The sequence below is a fragment of the Streptacidiphilus carbonis genome, from assembly GCF_000787775.1.
Classification (GTDB): Bacteria; Actinomycetota; Actinomycetes; order Streptomycetales; family Streptomycetaceae; genus Streptacidiphilus; species Streptacidiphilus carbonis.
Window position 1 is genome coordinate 1 of the sequence record NZ_BBPM01000015.1, and the last position, 20,236, is coordinate 20,236.

At 72.6% G+C, this 20,236-nt stretch carries 11 protein-coding genes and 2 pseudogenes; 6 read left to right on the forward strand and 7 right to left on the reverse strand.

Annotation, left to right across the window (positions count from 1 at the left end; all coding sequences use genetic code 11):
* Nucleotides 1-1,876: glycosyltransferase family 2 protein (locus TR46_RS13850; RefSeq protein ID WP_161790126.1), on the reverse strand; the 1,876-nt coding region annotated here is incomplete at its 3' end.
* A gap of 398 nt (nt 1,877-2,274) precedes the next feature.
* Between TR46_RS13850 and TR46_RS13855 the strand changes: the two genes are divergently transcribed.
* Complete coding sequence (locus TR46_RS13855) at nt 2,275-4,485, forward strand: bifunctional glycosyltransferase/CDP-glycerol:glycerophosphate glycerophosphotransferase (RefSeq protein ID WP_042399569.1); 2,211 nt, start codon at nt 2,275-2,277, stop codon at nt 4,483-4,485.
* 27 nt (nt 4,486-4,512) lie between these two features.
* On the opposite strand, the pseudogene TR46_RS45545 reads toward TR46_RS13855, so the two are convergent.
* Both TR46_RS45545 and TR46_RS13865 read right to left on the reverse strand, forming a co-directional pair.
* A pseudogene (locus TR46_RS45545) lies at nt 4,513-5,516 on the reverse strand (CDP-glycerol glycerophosphotransferase family protein); the annotation flags it as partial.
* 1,220 nt (nt 5,517-6,736) lie between these two features.
* Complete coding sequence (locus TR46_RS13865; RefSeq protein WP_042399571.1) at nt 6,737-8,980, reverse strand: bifunctional glycosyltransferase/CDP-glycerol:glycerophosphate glycerophosphotransferase; 2,244 nt, start codon at nt 8,978-8,980, stop codon at nt 6,737-6,739.
* 241 nt (nt 8,981-9,221) lie between these two features.
* On the opposite strand from TR46_RS13865, the gene TR46_RS13870 reads away from it, so the two are divergent.
* Nucleotides 9,222-12,758 (forward strand): bifunctional glycosyltransferase/CDP-glycerol:glycerophosphate glycerophosphotransferase, encoded by a 3,537-nt coding sequence (locus TR46_RS13870; RefSeq protein ID WP_042399574.1) that lies wholly within the window; start codon nt 9,222-9,224, stop codon nt 12,756-12,758.
* Between the two features lie 58 nt (nt 12,759-12,816).
* Here the strand turns inward: TR46_RS13870 and TR46_RS13875 are convergent, their stop codons facing one another.
* The gene (locus TR46_RS13875; RefSeq protein ID WP_052432780.1) at nt 12,817-14,061 is read right to left on the reverse strand and encodes a glycosyltransferase 87 family protein; all 1,245 of its coding nucleotides are present in this window, start codon (nt 14,059-14,061) and stop codon (nt 12,817-12,819) included.
* A gap of 128 nt (nt 14,062-14,189) precedes the next feature.
* Nucleotides 14,190-15,464: a glycosyltransferase family 39 protein gene (locus TR46_RS13880; RefSeq protein WP_052432781.1), complete on the reverse strand. Its 1,275-nt coding sequence runs from the start codon at nt 15,462-15,464 to the stop codon at nt 14,190-14,192.
* Between the two features lie 302 nt (nt 15,465-15,766).
* On the opposite strand from TR46_RS13880, the gene TR46_RS13885 reads away from it, so the two are divergent.
* Together TR46_RS13885 and TR46_RS13890 are read left to right on the forward strand one after the other, a co-directional pair.
* Nucleotides 15,767-16,066, forward strand: coding sequence for a hypothetical protein (locus TR46_RS13885; RefSeq protein ID WP_152626459.1), 300 nt, complete (start codon nt 15,767-15,769; stop codon nt 16,064-16,066).
* Nucleotides 16,067-16,330: 264 nt separating this feature from the next.
* Nucleotides 16,331-17,392 (forward strand): YihY/virulence factor BrkB family protein, encoded by a 1,062-nt coding sequence (locus TR46_RS13890; protein WP_042399582.1) that lies wholly within the window; start codon nt 16,331-16,333, stop codon nt 17,390-17,392.
* On the opposite strand, the pseudogene TR46_RS13895 reads toward TR46_RS13890, so the two are convergent.
* Nucleotides 17,383-17,664 (reverse strand): annotated as a pseudogene (locus TR46_RS13895) (Uma2 family endonuclease); the annotation flags it as partial. The gene TR46_RS13890 and the pseudogene TR46_RS13895 overlap by 10 nt on opposite strands.
* Before the next feature lie 39 nt (nt 17,665-17,703).
* On the reverse strand, nt 17,704-17,931 hold the full coding sequence (locus TR46_RS13900) for a hypothetical protein (RefSeq protein ID WP_042399585.1): 228 nt from the start codon (nt 17,929-17,931) through the stop codon (nt 17,704-17,706).
* Nucleotides 17,932-18,033: 102 nt separating this feature from the next.
* Here TR46_RS13900 and TR46_RS13905 point away from each other — a divergent pair, with 102 nt between their 5' ends.
* Together TR46_RS13905 and TR46_RS13910 are read left to right on the forward strand one after the other, a co-directional pair.
* Nucleotides 18,034-18,774, forward strand: coding sequence for a response regulator transcription factor (locus TR46_RS13905; RefSeq protein ID WP_042399588.1), 741 nt, complete (start codon nt 18,034-18,036; stop codon nt 18,772-18,774).
* A complete protein-coding gene (locus TR46_RS13910) occupies nt 18,771-20,234 on the forward strand; it encodes a sensor histidine kinase (RefSeq protein ID WP_042399591.1) in 1,464 nt (487 codons plus the stop codon). Before TR46_RS13905 ends, TR46_RS13910 begins: the two co-directional genes overlap by 4 nt.
* Nucleotides 20,235-20,236 lie beyond the last annotated feature (2 nt).

The window sequence follows — 20,236 nt, forward strand, 5'->3', positions numbered from 1 at the left end:
AGCGGACCAGCAGGGCCCGGTCCTCGGACCGCACCGGGGCGCCCGCCCCGACCATGGGGAACTGGACCGATGACGGGCTGTCAGCCCCCTGGTCGACCACCAGGGAGAGGGTGGTGTCGTCGGCGAGGAGCAGTTCGGCGCTCCAGTGGTCGACCTGCCGCGTCCTGGCGCTTGCGCGGATCTCGGCCTCCTCCTGGCGCACCCGCTCCAGGTCGGCGGGGTCGATCCGGGTGCTGAAGGGCACCTGTCCGTCGGCCTCGGCGCCCAGCTCGACCGGGAAGGACAGCTTGCGGTTGCTGCCGTCCTCGGTGTGCCGCACCTGGAACCTGACCCCGTCCAGGCCCTCGCGCGCCCGGATCGAGCCGGCCAGCTCGATCAGGCCGTCGACCGGCCGGGCCGCGGAGACCCGGGCCCTGACCGTCTCGATCCGCAGGCCGAGGTGCTGGTCGGAGATCTGCGGGATGAGCCGCACGTCCTGGTTCAGCCAGACCGGGGTGGGGACCTGGCCGGAGCCGGTCCTGCCCTCCTTGATCCGGGTCCGCCGCGGGCGGCCGGCGCCGAACTGCGCCAGCGTCACCCCCCAGTTGCCGTCCTTCCACTCGCCGCGCTTCTTCAGGCGGTCCGGGTTGACCGTCACCGACCAGCCGGACCAGTCGGCGTGGTGGAACGGCAGGTTGCGCTCCCGGGCGGTCACGTCCGGGCGGCGCACGGTGCGGGTGGGCAGCAGCAGGGTGCGCTTGCTCTTGCCGCCCTGGCGGAGCATCAGCGCGCGGACCGAGTCGAAGCGGTGCTCGGCGCCGAGGTTCTTCTGGAAGGCGTGGCCCTCCAGCTTGAGCTCGCCGTCCTCCCAGGTGACCGTGTCCACGCTGGCGTGCAGGCCGACGGCGGCGACCAGGCTGGACACCGCCTCGTCCAGCGGTGGGCTGTCCTTGAGGGCGGGGTAGGCCGCCTTGGGCCGCAGCGTGCCCCGGGTCGGGATGGCCCGCGGGTACTCCTTCTCGAACTCCAGGATCGCCAGGATGTCGGCCATCCGGCGCTTGACGGTCAGCCAGAACTTGATCCGCAGCCCCTCGGGCAGGCGGTTCAGCACCGAGGGGTCGATGTCGTCCAGGATCGGCCCGACATGGTCCAGGAAGAGTGTGCGGTACTCCTCGTCGGCGAACGGCAGCACCCGGTAGAAGATCTGCATCTCCTCGACCAGCACATTGTGGTCGTAGGAGCGCAGGTACTTGCCGTATTCCTTGCCGGGCTGGGACTTCAGGAAGTCCCTGACCATGCTGATCGAGGCCATCCGGTCGATCAGGCCCTTGGGGTTGTCACGGTTCTGGGTGATCGACTTGGAGCCGACCTCGCGCATCCGCCACAGGTAGATCGGCTCCGACAGGGCGTCCACCTGCTTGGCCAGGTAGTGCAGCGGGATGCTCACCGGGGCGTCCTCGTACAGGATGCCGGGGTACTGCATCGCGTGCTCGTCCCAGAAGCTGCGCCGGTAGACCTTGTTCCAGGCGGTGCGGTCGGTGACCAGCGCCGGGAAGCTGCTGATGTGGGTGCCGATCCTGGTCTTCGCGAACGGCGCCTGGTGCACCCAGGACGGGTTGCTGCCGACGGCGCGGAAGCGGTGCACATTGCCGGCCACGAAGTCCGACCCGGACTGCTCCAGGGTCTCGATCATCAGCTGGTACGCCGTGGGCGGGACGATGTCGTCGCTGTCCACGAAGGCCAGGAACTCGCCGTCCTGGTGCATCTCGGCGGTGCCGGTGTTGCGGGCCGGGCCGAGGCCCTTGTTCTCCTGCTGGACCAGCCGGAACCGGGGGTCCCGCTGTGCGAACGCCTCGGCGATCACGGCGCTGGAGTCCGTGGAACCGTCGTCGACCATGACGACCTCGAAGGCGTTCGAAAGTCTGCGCGGCGAGGGATGCCAGGCACTCCTCGAGGTACAGCTCGACGTTGTAGATCGGGACGACCACGGAGAGACGGGGTGCCATGAGGTGGGGCGGACCTTTCTGGACTGACGGACACGGCGGACGTGCTCGACAGCGCGCACTGGTCCACTTGTACGACCCAGACTATCCGGCGCCCAGAGGGGTCGGCACCCTCCGTTCGGCTGGACGGCGGCAGCAGTAAAGGCCCCGGACATGTGCTGGACGGGGGCCCCGCGGCCGGACGCTAAGGTGTTCCCTCGGGTCGACCGCGTGGATGCCGCCTGCTCCACGCCCGCCACCTGGGTCTTTCGTGGGGGTTTCGGGGGTCGCTCCCGAAGAGATTGGAGCAGCCGTGCCCCGGTTCAGCATCATCGTCCCCGCCTACCAGGTTCAGTCCTACCTGGGCGAGTGCCTCGACTCCGTGCTCGACCAGTCCTTCGCGGACTTCGAGCTGATCGCCGTGGACGACGCCTCGCCCGACGGCACCGGGGCGATCCTGGACCGGTACGCCGCCCGTGACCAGCGGGTCCGGGTGCTGCACCTGCCGGACAACGTGGGCCTGGGCCGGGCCAGGAACGCCGGGCTCGACGTGGCCACCGGCGACTATCTGCTCTTCCTGGACAGCGACGACATTCTCACCGAAGGCTCACTCGCTGCGGTGGCCGCCAGGCTCGCAGCCACCGGCGACCCCGAGGTCCTGGTCTACGACTACGCCCGGCTGTACTGGGACGACCGCACCGTCCGCAGCCGCGCCGGCGACGAGGGCGAGTTCCGCCCCGGCGGGGGCCGGCCCGACGTGTTCACCGCCGCCGAGCGCGAGAACGTCCTGGAACTGCTGATGGTCGTCTGGAACAAGGCCTACCGCAGGGACTTCGTCGAGGCGGCCGGCTTCAGGTTCCCGGCCGGGTACTACGAGGACACCCCCTGGACCTACCCGGTGCTGCTGTCCGCCCCCGGCATCGCCCTGCTGGACCGGGTGGTGGTGCACTACCGGCAGCGGAGGCAGGGCGGCAACATCCTGGCCACCGTCAGCCGCAAGCACTTCGACGTCTTCAGCCAGTACGACCTGGTGTTCGCCTTCGTCCAGGAGCGCCCGGAGCTGCACCGGTGGCTGCCGCTGCTGCACCGCCGGATGGTGGAGCACCTGCGCACGATCGCCGCCCACCCGGACCGGGTGCCGGCCGAGTCCCGCAAGGAGTTCCTGGCCCTGGCCGCCGACGCCGAGCGCCGGCACCGGCCGGAGGGCGCCCCCGAACTGGCGGTCACCGGTGACTGGAAGTCCGGGACGCTGGGCCGGATCGCCCGCGGCGCCCGGCGCGGCGTCAACGAGGCCACCCCCAGGGCCAAGAAGGCGGTGGCCCGGCAGCTGCTCAGCACCTATCAGAGCGTCCAGCGCAGACTGCCGCTGGACCCGCAGCTCGCCCTGTTCTCCTCCTACTGGTACCGGCTGCCCTCCTGCAACCCGGCGGCGATCCAGGCCAAGCTCAGCGAGCTGGCCCCGGAGATCCGACCGGTCTGGGTGGTGGAGGCAGGCCGCCGCAAGGACCTGCCCAAGGGCCTGGCCGCGGTCTCGCCCGGATCCCGCGCCTACCGCGAGGCCGCCTCCCGGGCCACCTGGTCGGTCAGCAATGTCGACTTCCCGGTCAGCGTGCCCAAGCGCGAGGGCATGGTCTACCTGCAGACCCACCGCGGCACCCCGGTCAAGCAGATGGGTACGGCGCTGCGCGACTACCCGGCGGCCGGGTCGGCGCTGAGCTTCAACGCGATGCTGCGCCGGGTGGACTCCTGGGACTACAGCCTGAGCGCCAACCACTTCTCCACCCTGGTCTGGGAACGGGTCTACCCCTCCGACTTCCGGTCGCTGGAGTACGGCTACCCGCGCAACGACGTCTACTACTCGGCGGGCGCGGCCGAGGTGCTGGCCGCCCGCGAGGAACTGGGCATCAAGCCGGGGCAGACGGCGCTGCTGTACGCGCCGACCACCCGCGAGTACCGCAGCAGCTACCGGCCCTCGCTGGACCCGGCCGCGCTGGTGCGCGACCTGGGCCCGGACCATGTGCTGCTGTACCGCTCGCCGGAGCTGAACGCCGGGGCCGGATACGTCGCGCCGCGCCGGGCCACCGGTGCCGGCGTCGTCGACGTCAGCACGCACCCCTCGGTGGAGCGGCTCGCGCTCGCCGCCGACGCGCTGATCACCGACTACTCCTCGCTGATGGCGGACTACGCCAACCTGGACCGGCCGATCGTGCTGTTCGCCGACGACTGGCAGGTCTACCGGGAGACCCGGGGCACCAACCTGGACCTCTTCTCCGGCCGTCCGGGGCAGTCGCCGGGTCCCACCGCCGCCGGCCAGGCCGAACTGACCGAGCTGCTGCGCTCCGGCGAGTGGCGGTCCGCCGCCGGCGACGGGCTGCGGGCCGCCTTCAGGGAGCGCTTCTGCGAGTTCGACGACGGCCGCGCCGCCGAGCGGGTGGTCCGCACCGTGTTCCTGGGAGAGCAGGTCCCGCTGCCGGTGCTGCCGTTGGCGGACCGCACCCCGGCGCCCAGGCCCGAAGGGCTCTGAGGGCCGGTCCGGGAGCCTCCGTCGGGATCAGCCGAGACCGGCCGCGTCCAGGATGCGGTCGGCCACCGCGATGGAGGCCTTGCCGTCGTCCAGGTCGCAGAAGGTGTCGCGGAAGGCCCGGTAGGCCTCCTGGTGCCCGGCGACGGCGCGCTCGGGCGCGCGCAGCGCCTCGATCAGCTCGGCGGAGCCGGGGATGAGCGGCCCGGGAGCACTGGCGGCGAAGTCGAAGCAGAAGCCGCGCAGGGTGTCCCGGTAGTGCTCCAGGTCGTGGGTGTGGAACAGCATCGGCCGGCCGGTCGCGGCGAAGTCCACCATCAGCGAGGAGTAGTCGGTCACCAGGACGTCGCTGACCAGGTGCCGGACAGGTCGATGCCTATCCGCTTCAGCGGCGTGCCGTGCCAGGTCTGCACCACGAACTGGTCCTCGCGGCGCCTGAACCACTCCGGCAGCGAGTTGTTGGTGACCAGCACCCGGGACCGGGCCATCGCCCGGTGCCAGGCGGCGCTGCCGTACTCCAGCGTGCGGACGCCCTCGGGGACGGCGGCCTGCTGGTCCCTGACCACCCAGATGTGCTCCAACTGCGCGTCCCGGCGCAGTAGTTCCCGGTGCACGGCGCGCGGGGAGTCCGAGTACTGGCTGCCGTCGAAGCTGCTGTAGAGCACGGCCGGCAGCAGCGGGGCGCCGCGGTCGGCGCGGTACTGGGACTGCAGCCGGGCCTGCCGGTAGGCGCCGCGCTCGGCCGTGGCCAGCACACTGCCGGAGACCAGCAGCAGCCGGTCGTGGAAGCGCCGCTCCAGGCTGTAGTCCCGGCCGCCGAGCTGACAGGCCGTGGGGACCTGCGCGAGCATGGGTGCGGCGAGCCGGACCGGGTGCGGCGGCGCGTCCCCGGCGCCGTCCCGCTGCCGCAGGAAGAGGTACCAGTTGCCCTCGCCCAGCGGGAACGAGGCCCCGGCCCCGGTGACGGCGTCGGGGCGCAGCCGGACCCGGAACCGGGAGCCGTCGCGGTCCACCGGGAGGGTGATCTCCTCCTGGCTGCGGCTGTGCCGGGCGATCAGCTCGTAGCGGTGGCCGGCACCGACCGCGAAGGCCCCGGCGAGGGCGAGCCCGCCGTCCTCGCCCCACTCGGCCGAGTCGACCACCGGCCGGACGGCCTGAGTGCGAATCAGCAGGTTGCCGTAGGCGCTCTCGGCCAGGCACAGCTCCAGCCCGGTGCCATCGCTGTCGCCGCTGTGACCGGTCGAGGTGGGCAGCGGGCGGCAGCCGGGGAGCGCGGTGGCGGGGGCGTCGATCGGGAAGTCGCCGGCCGAGTCGACCAGCCGGACCGTGTACTGGGCCTCCTCCGCCCGGGCGAAGGAGGCCAGGGGTATCTCGGCGCTGAAGGAGGTCCCCTGCAGCCGGACCGGGCAGTCGGTGCGGCCGGAGCCGGACTCGCCGGAGCCGCCGGAGCCGCCGGAGCCGCCCGAGCCGCCCGGAGCAGTGATCCGGAGGGTCAGCGGGCCCTTCGGTGCGGCGCCGAGCAGGCGTCCGCGCAGCAGCAGCGAATCGGCGGTGTGCTCGCCGGCTTCGACCACCGCCCGGAGCCGCTCGGCCTGCAGCACCAGCGCGTCGCCCTCGATCGCGGCCACGATCCGGGTGCCGTCCGCCAACCGTAGCGCGGTGGGGGCGGCCGCGTCCTTGGCGGCGCCGACCGCGCCGCGCCGCAGCACCCCGGGGGCCGCGACCACGGCGTGCAGCCGCCAGGTGGTCCGGGCCCGGAAGCCGAACAGCCGCGCGGCGTCGATGCTGAGGTCGAAGCCGGCCCGGTCGTAGTCGCGGGTCCGCTGCCCGGCACGGAGGGTCGCCTCGGGCTCGGACCGTCCGCTCAGCCGCAGCGGGAGCACCGCGCCGCGATCCGAACGCAGCCAGGCGGTCCGGACCCGGCCCCGGCCGATCGGAAGATTGCGTATGTAGGCGAAGCCGTGCAGCCGAAGGGTCCCCTCCTGCCATTCCGCGCCGAGCACCTGGGCCTGCAGCGGGAGGTCGGCGGAGCGGCGGAGGCGGCCGGGAACGCGCAGGCCGGGACGGGACGACATGGTGAAGCGGTGACCCTCCGGGAGTACGACAGGTGTGACGCGCGCTGGGGGGCGCCGACACGTCGCAGCCTCCGCGACGGGGGGCTCTAACCTAATTTTCAATGAACACACAACGTCCTCATGCTTTCGAGGACATGAATGCGTGGTGCAGGCCGGTGCTGCCGGTGCTGTCAGTGCCGTCAGCGCACCGGGGCGGAGACCTGGAGCTGTGCCTGGCGGGGTGAGGGGGCGTGCGGCCGTTGCGCGAGCGGGAGCGGGGCCGGGAGCTCGCGCTGGTCCAGGAACAGCCTGCGGACCACCCGCTCGGCCGCCCGTCCGTCGTCGAGGGCGCAGAAGCGCTCCCGGAAGGCGGCGCGCAGCTTCGCCGAGTGCTCGCTTTCCCAGGCTCCGGAGCGGAACGCGTGCGCCAGGGTGTCCTCGTCCGCGGCCACCAGCCCGGGGGTCTCGCCGGGACGGCCGGACAGCAGGTCGAAGTAGACCCCGCGGGTCTCCCGGTACACCTCCCAGTCGGGGGCGTGCACGATGATCGGCCGGTCCAGGTTGGCGTAGTCGAAGAGGATCGAGGAGTAGTCGGTCACCAGGGCGTCGGAGGCCAGCATCAGCTCCTCCACGCTGGGGTGCTGCGACACGTCCCGGACCAGTCCGCGCCGCTGCAGGTCGCGCAGCCCGGCGTCCTCGCCGTAGAAGTAGTGGGCCCGGACCAGCAGGGTGCAGTCGTCGCCCAGGGCGCGGCAGAGCCGGGCGAGGTCCAACTGCAGCCGGAACTCCCGCTGGTGGTCCCGGTGCGTGGGCGCGTAGAGGATCGCCGTGGTGCCGGGGGCGATGCCCAGCCCCTCCCTGATCCGCAGCACGTCGGCACCGGTGGCGGTGGCCAGTACGTCGTTGCGCGGGTAGCCGGCCTCCAGGTTCTCGAAGGCGCCGGGGAAGACCCGGTCCCACACCTCGCTGGAGTGCCGGTTGGAGGACAGGCTCAGGTCCCACTGGGCGACCATGCCCATCAGCCGGTTCCAGTTGACCTTGGCGGAGCAGGCCGGGTGGTCCAGCTGGTCCAGGCCCATCTTCTTCAGCGGGGTGCCGTGATGGGTCATCAGGAACCGCTGCCCGGGGCGCTTGGGGAGGGCCATGCCGAGGCCCGAGTTGGTCACCAGGTAGCCGGCCCGGGTGGCGTACCACCAGAACCTGGGGGAGCGCAGCAGCACGTGGTCGGTGCCCGCGGGCGCCGACTCGGCTCCCTTCGGCGTCAGCACCCACACGCCGCGGACGCCGGGGGCCAGTTCGCGTGCCTTGGCCTGGACCGCCCCGGGGTTGCTCCCGGTCGAGTCCCCCCAGTACGAGCAGTAGAGCGCCAGGTCGCGGCGGATCGGCAGCATTCCGCCGATCCGCCGGGCGGCCCCGACCAGATGTCCCTCGATCCGCCGGTGCAGCCGCTCGCGGCCCTGCAGCAGGCGCTTGCGGGCCTGGTCCAGCGCCTGCCCGGCCAGGAACAGCGAGCGCGAGCCGGTCAGCACACCCCGGGCGCGCAGGCCGCCGAGCCCCGGCAGCCCGCCCGCGGTCAGACCCCGTCGGCGCGTACAGCTCTCGGCCGCGGCCCGGAAGAAGGCGGCGGTCTCCGAGCGGGACGCGTCGCCGGGGCGGGACAGCTCGTCCAGGACGGTGCGGACCAGCCGCTCCAGCACCGACCGGGCCAGGTCCGGCTGGTCCTGGACCCGGGTGAGCAGCTCCTCGAAGCCGTCCAGCAGCGCCGGGTCGCACGCGCGGACGGCGGACGGCACCCGGGGGTCGCGCTGGATCCGGCGCACCAGGCACAGCTCGGAGCTGGTGGCCACGGTCCCGGCGTCCAGCAGCGAGCGGTAGGCGAAGACCAGTTCGGAGTCGGCGCCGGGCAGCGGCCCGGGGCCGTGCGGGGCGCAGAAGTCGCGGCGCAGCACCCGGTTGGACCGCAGCGCGGGCAGCCGCAGCAGCGTCGGCCGGGCCGCGGCCCCAGCGGTGCTGCCGCCGTCGGACTGGGCCGGCAGCACCGCGCCCCTGGCCGGCTGCGGACGGCGCTGCCAGTCGTCGGTCCGGTGCGCGAACACCAGCACCTGGGGGTCGCCGGCGGCGGCGAGCGCGCGGTCCAGCACTTCCAGCGCCCGCGGGGTGAGCGCGTCGTCGGCGGACAGCAGCAGCAGGTACTCGCCGGAGGCCCGGTCCGCGCCGAGGCGCAGCGCGGCGTCCTGGTCGCCGCTCCGGAGCGAGGACAGCAGCAGGACCCGCGGGTCCAGCCGGGTGAACTCGCCCGCGATCGCCGCGGTGTGGTCGGTCGATCCGGCGTCCACCACGATGAGTTGGACGTCGCCCCGACCCTGGGAGAGGACCGACTCCAGGCACTCCCTCAAGTGCCGCTGCGCGTTGTGGACCGGGACGATGATGCTGAAGCGGGGCATGGGAATCCGTCGTGTCGAGTGCCTGGCGGGGGCGCGGCCGGCCCTGGGGTGGCGTCACGGCCTGCATCGACAGCGGAACGTATTGATCCGGTAACAGTCTGTCAAATCCGCTGTGCCGTCCAGCGGATGCGCCCTGGTTCACCTGAACGGGCGAGGGCGAGTGACCTTCTTCCGGCCGCCCTGGTTGGAGGTCCCATCGGGGACTCCCCGTCCGCGTCCCGCCCGGAGTCAGGTTGTTGCCATGTCACCCCAACTCAGTGTCATCGTCCCCGTCTTCAATGTGCAGGACTACCTCGCGGACTGCCTGGACTCGATCGCGGCACAGACCATGGCCGACCTCGAAGCGGTGATGGTGGACGACGGCTCCACGGACGGAAGCACGGCGATCGCCGAGCGGTACGCGGCCGCGGACCCGCGGTTCCGGCTGGTGCGCCAGCAGAACGGGGGTCTCGGCAGCGCCCGCAACCTGGGGGTCCGCTCGGTCCACCCGGAAAGCAGGTACCTGGGCTTCGTCGACAGCGACGACGTCCTGCCCCGGGGCGCGTACCAGTACCTGTACGAGGCGCTGGAGGAGAGCGGCTCGGACCTCGCGACCGGCAACGTGTACCGGCTGCAGGCCGACCGCCGGGTGCAGAACCACCAGCACGCGCATCTGGCCAGGACGGTGCTGGGCACCCATGTCAGCCGGGACCCGTGGCTGCTCACCGACCGGATCGCCTGCAACAAGCTGTTCCGCAGGGAGTTCTGGGAGCGGCACCGGCTGGCCTTCCCGGAGGGTGTGCTCTACGAGGACATCGCGCTGACCGTCCCCGCGCACTTCCTGGCAGAGGCCGTGGACGTGGTGCACCGGCACGTCTACTACTGGCGGATCAGAAGCGGCTCCATCACCCAGCGGGCCGCCGAGGCGCAGGGCGCCCGCGACCGGATCGAGGCGGTCAACCGCACCAGCCGCTTCCTGGCCGAGCGCTCTCCAGCCCATCAGCGGGCCTTCGAGAAGCAGACCCTGTCCTATGACTTCCGCTTCCTGATGGACGCCTTTCCGAAGGCCGGCGAGGAGTACCGGGAGGCCGTCGTGGCCGGGGCCGCCGACTTCGCCGAACGGCTGGAGCCGGAGGCCTTCGCCGACCTCCCGGTCGACCTGCGGGCCAAGTGGGAGCTGATCCGCGGCCGCCGGACCGCGGAACTGCTCGACCTGATGCTGCTGGAGCAGCGCAGCCACCAGGGCTTCGAGGTCGCCGGCGGGGTCCGGCGCCGCGCGGTGTACCGCTCCGGCTCCGGCAAGCCGATCCCGCTCCCGGCCCGGGTCACCACCCTGCGCGGCGGTGAACTCCCGCTGACGGCCAAGTTGGAGGAGGTGGGCTGGTCGCCCGAGGGGTTGCTGGAACTGCACGGCTGCGCCTATGTCGAGAACCTCCCGGACGGCTCCGCGCTCACCTCGTTCCGTACCGCCGTGCTCACCGGACCCGACCGGCGCCGCTCGCTGCTCCCGCTGCGGAGCCGTCCGTCGGTCGCCGCCGGGCGCGGCTCCTGGCAGGAACTGCACGACCACGGCGGCTCCGGCTTCCTGCTCACCGTCGACCCGGAGCGGTTCAAGCGCGACGGCCGTTGGCAGGTCGGCAGCTGGAGCCTGCGGATCGTGCTCGGGCGGGCCGGACTGCTGCGCAACGCGGGGCTGCGCGCCGCCGGGAGCAACGTCGACTTCACCCGGGTACGGCCGCTGGACCCGGACCGGCTGCTGCGGATCGGCTTCGACAAGGGGGTGGTGATCCTCAAGGTGGAGGAGGTGCAGGCCAGGATCGACGGCCACCGCCTGGTCGACGGATGCCTGGAGATCACCGGCCGGGTCCGCGAACGGCACCGCCCGGTACAGCTGACGGTCAATCAGAAGGGCTCCTCGGCACGGGTGGAGGTGCCGGTCCGCTGCGTCGCGGCGGAGGGCGGCTGGCGTCCCTTCCTGGCGGCCGTGCCGCTGGACACCGTCGGATCGGTCGCTCCCGCGGTCCAGGACGGCCCCCGTGAGCTGGCGCCCAGCTCGGTCGACGGCTGGTGGACCCGGCTGGTCACCGAGGGCGGGGCGCAGCTGGTGGTCAGCGCCGCGCCCGAACTCGCCTCCGGCAGCTACCCGCTGCCGCCGGGGCCGGGCGGACCTCATCCGCGCCTGGGCGAGGAGCTGCAGCTGTTCGCGGGCACCGAGGGACAGTTGATGCTGGAGCGGACCCGGCGCCCGGCGGCCGAGCAGCTCGCCTGGACGCCCGGGGGACGGCTGGAGATCGCGGGAACGCTGCCCGGGGACGCCGGCCCGGTGGAACTGGTGCTGCGCCACAGCGGGCTGCACGAGGAGGCGCGCGTCCCGGTCACCCAGGCCGACGGCGGCTTCACCGCCTCCCTCGATCCGGCCGCCCACCCGGGGCCGCGCGGCGGACACCCGCTGCGTGAGGGGCACTGGTACGGCTTCCTGCGCCCGGTCGGCGCCGACAGCAGGGACGGCGAGCTGTCGCTGCGGCTCGCCACCTCCACCCTGGCCCGGCTTCCCCTGGACCGCCCGGGCGAGGGGCGCCGGTTCGCGGTGACGGCGTGCTACCGCGACATGTTCGTGCTCAGCTCCGGCGCCGCCCCCGGCTTCGAGCAGCAGAGCCCCTACCGGACCCGGCAGCTGGCCCGGGAGGCCTACCCGGCGGCCCGCCGGCTGCCGCTCCGCGACACCGTGCTGTACAGCAGCTTCGACGGACGCCAGTACGGGGACGCGCCGCGCGCCGTGCACGAGGAACTGCTCGGCCGCGACCGGGAGCTGCAGCACCTGTGGACGGTGGACGACGAGCAGGTGCCGCTGCCGCTGTCGGCCCGCGCCGTCGCGCTGGGCGGCGCGGAGTGGCACGAGGCGCTGGCCACCAGCCGCTATCTGGTCACCAACACCCAGCTGCCGCCCTGGTTCCGGCGGCGGGAGGGCCAGACCGTGGTCCAGTGCGGCACCGGGGTGCCGGTCAAGCGCACCGGACTGGCGCTGCGCGGCTCCGTCTACGCCGACCACAGCCGGCTGGCGGAGCTGCCCGAGCAGTCCCGGCAGTGGAGCCTGCTGTTGTCGCCGAACCGGTCCGGCACGGCGGCGCTGCGCCGGGCCTGGGACTACCGGGGCGAGATCCTCGGCGACTGCTCCCCGCGCACCGACCTGCTGCACGCCGAGGACCGGGAGAAGCTCGCCGAGGTGCTGCGGCGCCGGCTCGACCTGCCCGAGGGCCGCCGGACCGTGCTGTTCGCGCCGACCTTCCGGGACCACCGGGCGGTGGCCGGCGGCCCGCTGCGCTACGACTTCGCCCCCGGCCTGGACCTGGCGGCGCTGGCCGGCTCCCTCGGCGACGGGTACCGGCTGCTGGTGCGGCGCCACCCCGACACGGTCGCCTCGTTCCCGATCGGCGGAGCCGTCACCGACGTCACCGCCCACCCGGACGCCGTCGAACTGCTGCTGGTCGCCGACGTCCTGGTCACCGACTACTCCTCGCTGGCGGTCGACTTCTGCCGCACCGGGAAGCCGGTGCTGCTCTTCACCCCGGACCTGGACCAGTACCGGGACTCGGTCCGGGGCCTGGAGATCGACCTGCCCCGGCACGCCCCGGGCCCGCTGCTGCGGACCCAGGACGAGCTGGTGCAGGCCCTGCTGGGGCTGGACGCGGTGGCGGCCGACCACGCCGAGCGCTACGCGTCCTTCCGCGAGGCCCACTGCGGCGTACTGGACGCCGAGGGCGCCCGCCGCGCGGTCGACCGGATGCTGGCGCTCGGCTGAGCCGGACGCGGCCGGGCGACGGCGCCCGAGCGAACCCACGACGGCCGACCCGCCTGGGCTACCGGCTGCCCACCGGCTGCGAGGCGTTCGCGATGGCGTCGTCGAACGCCGGTGCCGGAGCGGTCACCGGCTGCTTCAGCACTGACCGGAAGCCCAGCAGCACCGCGACGGCCAGGGTTCCCCACGCAGTCGCCGACCATCGGAGTTCGAGCAGCGTCCAGTGGGTGGCGCGGGCGTAGTCCCAAAGGCCGCCGCCGCTCCAACGGGAGTACAGCTCGGTCAGGAACAGCCCCGCAACCAGGTTGTAGGCCAGCCCGCCGTACAGGTCGGCGATGGCGGTACCGGCGGCGGCCCAGGCGAGGTACTGCGCCGCGCTGGCGGTGCTGAGCAGCAGCATCACGGCCAGCGACAGACCGGCGGCGGCACCGGCTTCCTGCGGCTCGCGCCAGGCGACCCAGAGGCCCGCGACCGCGGCGAGGAGCACCACGGCGAAGCGGCCCGGTCCCACCAGCAGCGCGAGCCAGTGCGGCGGAAGTTCCAGCAGGGCCACGAACTTCGGTACGCCCCAAGGGCGGTAGAGCACTCCTGCGTAGTCGAGGACATCGGCCCGCACCTGCGCCGGATAGCGCAGCAGCGGGCCGGCCCACAGGGCGGTGAGCGCTGCGGCCAGACCGACGCCGAAGCGGTATCCCCCGCGTCCGCACAACCGGAACGCCGCCAGCAGCAGGGCGGGCGCTGCGACGACCGGAACGAGTTTGACGCTGAGCGCGAGTCCCAGCGCGACGCCGCCCCACAGCGGCGACCGGCGCCGGGCCAGCAACCAGGCCGAGAGCAGGGTGAGTCCCACGAATACCGGGTCGGTATTACCGTGGAACCCGGAGACCGCCACCAGGACCGGGCTGAGCGCCACCACGATGGCGCACCAGCGGGCGCGGCGGATCCCCATCCGGTCCCGGGTCAGGTCGAGAACCAGCAGACAGGTCATCAGATCGGCGCCGCAGGCGGGGAGCCGGACCAGCAGGGGCATGGGAGCGCCGACGGCCTTCAGGTGCGCCATCATGTCGAGCAGGATGCCGGTGAGCGGCCCGTGGTTGTACACCATGGGCCCGGCATGGGCCGCGCCGTAGACGGAGACCGGACCCACTGCGGCGATGGTGTGTGCGAATTCCTCGAAAGTCCGCACGTCGCCGGTCCCGTGCGTGGAGGCCGCGACGGCAATCTTCGCCGCTGTTGCGATGAGGCCCGTCAGGAGAACCTGGAGGCGGGCGTTCCGCAGTGTGATCGCCGGTCCTGTGATTGCCATGGCGAAACTCTAGCAACAATATATTGGTGTACTGACGATCGAATTTTCGTTCGCGTCGGATGGGAAATGCGAAGGTGGGCCCCGTGATGGCGAATGCGAAACCGCGGGGAGCCGGGATTCGCGATCGTTCAGGCGGTCGCCTGCTCCCTGCCGGGCGGGGTGGATCCTGCGGCTTCGGCCACGGACTCCGTGTCGGGCCGGGGCTGCGGCAGGGCCGCGCTCCCGGCCTGCCGGACTTGCCAGGCGCCGTAGCCGATCCCGAGGCCGAGCACGGTCCAGGTGAGCAGCCCGAGGAACAGTTCGCCGTCGCTCCACCTGGTGACATGCACCTGGTGCCAGGGGAAGCCTCCGCTCCAGCGGGTGTAGATCAGCACCAGCAGCGAACCGCCGAGGACGTTGTACCAGAGCCCCGGCCACAGGCCCACGACCAGCATCGACGGGGCCGCCCAGGCCAGGTACTGCACCCCGCTCGCGGTCGACAGGAAGAGCAGTGCGGACACGGTGAGCCCGGTGATCGCGGGCAGTTCCTGCGGCCGCTTCCAGGCCAGCACCGCGCCGAAGGCCATCACCAGCGCGACCACCGGTAGATGGCCGCTGCCGTAGAGGAAGTCCAGCACCGGCCTGGGCACCCCGAGCCACCGCCCGGCCTGCAGCATTCCCCACTGGCGGTCGCCGCCGCCCTGGTACTCCAGCACATGATTCAGCAGCCCGCGCGGCGCCAGCACCAGGGCCGGGCCCCACAGCACTGCCAGGGTCGCCAGCAGACCGGCCAGGAAGCGCCGCGCGGTGCCCGGGCCGATCCGGAACGCGCCCACCAGCAGCAGTGGGAGCGCGACCACCGGGGGCAGCTTGACGCTCACCGCCAGCGCCGCCGCCACCCCGGCCCAGACCGGCGACCGCAGGTCGACCAGGAGCAGCACCGACGCCAGCGCGAACATCACGCAGAGCGAGTCGGTGTTGCCGTGGTACGCGGAGACGGTGACCAGCACCGGGCTGGCGGAGACGGCGACCGAGCACCCCAGTGCGGTCAGCGGCCGCTGCCGACGCCGCATCAGTTCGAAGACCAGCAGCGCCGAGCAGAGGTCGCCCAGGCAGGGCGGGATCCGGATCAGCGTGGTGAAGGCGATGCCGTGCCTGGCCAGATGCCCCAGCGCCAGCAGCACCCAGCCGGTGAGCGGCGGATGGTTGTAGACCGGGAGATGCCTCGGCAACCGGGCCTCGTACACCCGGTAGGGCCCCAGTCGGAGGATCGCGCTGCTGAACCCGTGGAAGAACTGGGCATCCGCGGAGCCGACCGTATGGGCGGCGATGTCCAGTTTCAGGAGCAGCGCGACCAGCGCGGCGGCGGCGGCGAGAAATCGCGCCGTCCCGGCCGGCCGGGACCTGAGGAAAAGCAGTCTCATGAAATCGGAACGACCCGGACGCGCCCCGGTGACGGCCGCGCACAGCGGATCATCAGGACGAGTGAAACCGACTCCGAGCGCATGCCGAGAGATATGAGCTAGGCCGTGTAATTGCGACTTCATGAGGGTCCCCGCGGTCGGCGTCCGCGCTGCTTCCGCACTATTCTGCCGTTATTTGATAGTGGAGCAGAATTGATGGAGAATTCCTTGCCGGACATCGATTCACCGGCCGATCCCCGAATCGGTGTTCTGGCCCGACCGGCGTCGACGAACTGATGGCCGCGCAGGCGAGGTGTTGAACCGTGTTGAAGAACTCCGTGCGACGTGTGCGTGCCTTCCTGTCGTGTGGCGGGGGACGACTTCCGGTGTGGTTCTGTCTGATCGCGGCTGTCTTCGCGCTCGTCCAGCTGACTGCGGTCACCGGGCGGGCGTCGCCCGACACCACGCAGTACGTCTCGTACAGCCTGATGCTGTCGGGCCACGGCCGTGCCCAGGCCGCGAGCGAGACAAGCCGGTACTTCTGCGCCAGCCGTAGGACCCAGGCCGCGCAATCGGCACGTCTGGACGTCAGGGAGATGGACGATGCCGGCAGAGCGGGTTGATGGTCCTGGTCTGGATCCTCCCGTGGTGGGTCTGCCCCTCCTGTGGATGCACCGGAACGGGCCGGTACAGGGTCCGTCGGATCGCGTGTCCCGCCAGGCTGGTCCGCGCTCTGCTGTCCGTCCGCACCTGGCGGCAGCCGCCGCTGCTCCGACGACCACGGCGGTGCGTGACAAGTAACGAATATGACCGGAATCGACCGGTCGGAGCGGTACGTTCTTGGTCATGCAAGGATCGATGGTCCAGCCTCCGGGGGCGAACCCGCGATGGACTGGCTGACCAGGCTGCCGGTGGTCGGGCCGCTCGTGGCTTGGGTGCTGCGGAGCCGGGCCTACCTGGCTTTCGAGCACTTCAACGAGGCGGGTTCGAACCGGATGGCCGGTGCGGTCACCTTCTTCGGCTTCCTGGCGCTGTTCCCGCTGCTCACCGTGGCCATGGCGATCGCCGCGGCCACCCTGAGCAGCGGGCGGGTGGCCGACATCCAGAGCGCCGTCGCCCGGCAGATCCCCTCGCTGTCGCAGTCCCTGGACCTGGACTCGCTGGTCCGCAACGCCGGCACGGTTGGGGGGATCAGCGGGACGCTGCTGCTGGTCTCCGGCCTCGGCTGGGTGGACACCACCCGGGTCTCCATCCGGACCGTGTGGCGGCTGCCGGTCGAACCCGGCAACGCGGTGCTGCGCAAGGCGCTGGACGTGGGCGTGCTCATCGGCCTCGGTGCGGTGGCCGCGGTGTCCATCGCCGCCTCCGCCGCGACCTCGGCCCTCGCCGGACAGCTGGCGTCCTGGTTCGGTGTGGACAGCGCCTCCTGGGGCCGGGCGCTGCTCTCGGCGGCGAGCTTCCTGATCGCGGTCGGCGCCGACACGCTGATGTTCGCCTATCTGCTGGTCGGCCTGCCCCGCATCGGCGACCAGCGCAAACGCGCGGTGGTCGAGGGCGCGCTGCTGGGCGCGGTCGGTTTCGAACTGCTGAAGCAGCTGCTCTCCGCCTACCTCAGCAATGTCGCCGCCAAGAGCATGTACGGCGCCTTCGGCACCCCGGTGGCGCTGCTGCTGTGGATCAACTTCATCTTCCGCTGGCTCTTCTTCTGCGTCGCGTGGACCGCCACCGACGACCCGGACGCCGCCCGCGCCAGGGCCCGCGACCGCGCGGCCGAAGCCTGGACCGAGGCCGGCGGCAGCGGAAGCCCGACGGTTCCGCCGGAAGCGCCTTCGGCGGCCCCGGCGGTCGAGCACCGCAGTCCGAGGCGAGCCCTTGCCTTCCTGGCGGGGACGGCCTTCGGTTCGTTGGCCACCCGGTGCCTGAACCGACTGAGGAGGCGTCAGGTGTAGCGGCGGAACCGGTCGGTTACCAGCGGCCTGCTGATCGGGTGCGGCAGTGGAACCGCCTCACCGAAGGGATGGTCGGCGGGTTCAAGATAGCGTCCGGCGCCCACATCGGGCCGCGAGTGGACGGTGGACATGCCAGTGGTCGGATCGACCACCAGATACACCGGGATCGACCCCCTTGCGTACAGCTCCCGCTTGTCGTGGTGATCCATCCGCTTGCCGGAGTCGGAGACGACCTCCAGGACGAACAGGACCAGGGCGGAAGGATCTCGCCGGGATTGCCCTCGACCACGTCGGTGTCGGTGAGGAAGAGATCAGGATCCGGGCGGTCGTTCCGGCCGGTCGGGGGCGATCGCCATGGTGGACCAGCGGTCGTAGTCCTCGGTGGAGAACTGGTCACGAACCAGGTCGACGATGCGATTGTGCAAGGCCTTGGGCATCGCCGTCATGATGATTCGGTTGTTGATCAGTTCGACGGACAATCCGGGAATCGGCTCCATGTCCCGGTGCAACCGGAGCAGCCGATCATCGGTCACGCTCATCAGCGCCTCCCTCCTGTGCTTGCACTATAGGCCGGGTCTGGGACAGTGGCCCCGTAACCCAGCGGGGCGGTGACGCCGAGAGAGAAGGCACAGGGACCGGCGATGGCGGAGCGGCACGGCAGGGTGCTGGTGGTCGACGACGACGCGGCGATCAGGCGGTCCCTGGAACGGGGGCTGCGGCTGAGCGGCTTCACGGTGGCCCTCGCCGCCGGCGGCCTCGCGGCGCTGGACGCGCTGACCCAGGCGCCGCCGGACGTCCTGGTGCTGGACGTCTCCATGCCCGACCTGTCCGGCACCGACGTCTGCCGCAGGCTGCGCGACCGGGGCGACGAGACCCCGGTGCTGATGCTGTCGGCGCTGGACCAGCTGGAGGACCGGCTGGCCGGACTGCAGGCCGGCGCCGACGACTACCTGGTCAAGCCGTTCGCCCTGCAGGAACTGGTGCTGCGGCTGCACGCGCTGCTGCGGCGCAGGCCGCCGCGCGCCACCGGGCTGCTGGCCGTCGGCGGCCTCACCGTGGACCCGGCCACCCGCGAGGCCCGCTACCGGGGCGACCCGGTGGAACTGACCCGCCGTGAGTTCGACCTGCTGGAGGTGCTGACCCGGAACGCCGGGCTGGTGCTGACCCGGGACCAACTGCTGGAGCGGGTCTGGGGCTACGACTTCGACGTCCGCACCGATGTGGTGGACACCTTCGTCAGCTATCTGCGCCGCAAGCTGGAGGCCGGCGGCCGCCCCCGGCTGGTGCAGACCGTCCGCGGCGTCGGCTTCGTGCTGAAGCCGGACCTGCCGGACCTGCCGGACCAGCCGGACCAGCCGGCCCCCCAGGGTGGTGCCGAGTGAGGCTCGCCACCAGGATCGCCCTGGTCACCGCGGTGATCGTGCCGGTGTTGGTGCTGCTGGCCGGGCTGCTGCTGCTCGGCCTGGTCGGCCGGGACCTGCGGGCCGGACAGGACGGGCAACTGCGCGACCGGGCCGCCGCCGCGCTCCCGTACGCCCGCACCGAACTGCACGCCGCCGACGCGGGCCGGCTGCGGCAGGAGGCCAACCAGCAGAGCCGGCTCGGCGCGGCCGCGCTGGACGTCGGGGTACGGCTGACCGCCGCCGACGGCACCGTACTGCTCAGCCAGGGCGCCCAGCCCGCCGCCGCCGACCCGCTGCCGGCCGTCACCGCCACCACCGCCGTGCGGACCGTCACCGGCAGCGACGGCACCGCCTGGCGGGCGCTGGCACAGCCGATCCCCGGCACCGCCGCGCAACCCGGCGGCACCCTCTGGCTGTTCGCCCGGGCCTCGGCCGTCCAGCGCGAGGTGCGGACCGTGCGCGGCCGGATCGTCCTGATCGCCCTGGTCGCCGCGCCGCTCGGCGGGCTGCTCGCCTACCTGGTCGCCGAGCGCGCCGCCGGTCCGCTGCGGCAGCTGCGCCGCCGCACCAGCGGGCTCGACCCGGACGACCCGGCGACCAGACTGCGGCTGGCCGAGCGGCCGACCCGGGTGGTCGAGGTGGACGAGCTGGCCGGAACCCTGCAGTCGGTGCTCCAGCGCTACGACGAGCAGGCGGCCCGCACCGCCGAGGCGTTGGCGACGGCGCGGGCCTTCGCCGCCTCCGCCTCGCACGAGCTGCGCACCCCGCTGATGAGCATGCGCACCAATCTGGACGTCCTCACCGAGCACCCCGGGCTGGCCCCGGAGGACCGTGCCGAGATCCTGGCCGACCTGCAGGCCGAGCACGCCCGGCTGCTGGGCACGCTCACCGCGCTGCGCGCGCTGGCCCAGGGCGACCTGGTGGAGCAGGACGCCTTCGGCCCGGTGGACCTGGGCGACCTGGTGGAGTCGGCGGCGGCCGACGCACGCCGCCGCGATCCGCGGGCCCTGATCACGGTCCGCTCCTCGGCCGGGTCGCTGCGGATGCACGGCTGGGAGCCGGGCCTGCGGATGGCGGTGGACAACCTGCTGGCCAACGCCCTGGTGCACGGCCGCTCGGCGGACGGCACGGCCCGGATCGAGCTGGCGCTCGGCCGCGTCGGCACCGACGCGGTGCTGACCGTCGCCGACCACGGCCCGGGGATCCCGCCGGACCTCCGCGACTCGGTCTTCGACCGCTTCCGACGCGGCCCCGACAGCCCGGGTTCCGGGCTGGGGCTGACCCTGGTCGCCCAGCAGACCGCCCTGCACCGCGGCACCGTCCGCTTCACCGAGCCGCCGCCCGGCACCCCCGGCGCGCTGGCCGAGCTACGGCTCCCGCTGGCCGCCTCGGCGCCGACCCTGCAACTGCGCCGGGACTGGCTCAGCGCCGAGGGCTGAGG

Excerpts from the sequence above, each read along its gene's own strand:
- TR46_RS13865 (WP_042399571.1), bottom strand. The coding sequence starts at position 8,980 with ATGCCCCGCTTCAGCATCATCGTCCCGGTCCACAACGCGCAGCGGCAC.
- TR46_RS13870 (WP_042399574.1), top strand. The coding sequence starts at position 9,222 with ATGTCACCCCAACTCAGTGTCATCGTCCCCGTCTTCAATGTGCAGGAC.
- TR46_RS13875 (WP_052432780.1), bottom strand. The coding sequence starts at position 14,061 with ATGGCAATCACAGGACCGGCGATCACACTGCGGAACGCCCGCCTCCAG.
- TR46_RS13880 (WP_052432781.1), bottom strand. The coding sequence starts at position 15,464 with ATGAGACTGCTTTTCCTCAGGTCCCGGCCGGCCGGGACGGCGCGATTT.
- TR46_RS13890 (WP_042399582.1), top strand. The coding sequence starts at position 16,331 with ATGGACTGGCTGACCAGGCTGCCGGTGGTCGGGCCGCTCGTGGCTTGG.
- TR46_RS13900 (WP_042399585.1), bottom strand. The coding sequence starts at position 17,931 with ATGAGCGTGACCGATGATCGGCTGCTCCGGTTGCACCGGGACATGGAG.
- TR46_RS13905 (WP_042399588.1), top strand. The coding sequence starts at position 18,034 with ATGGCGGAGCGGCACGGCAGGGTGCTGGTGGTCGACGACGACGCGGCG.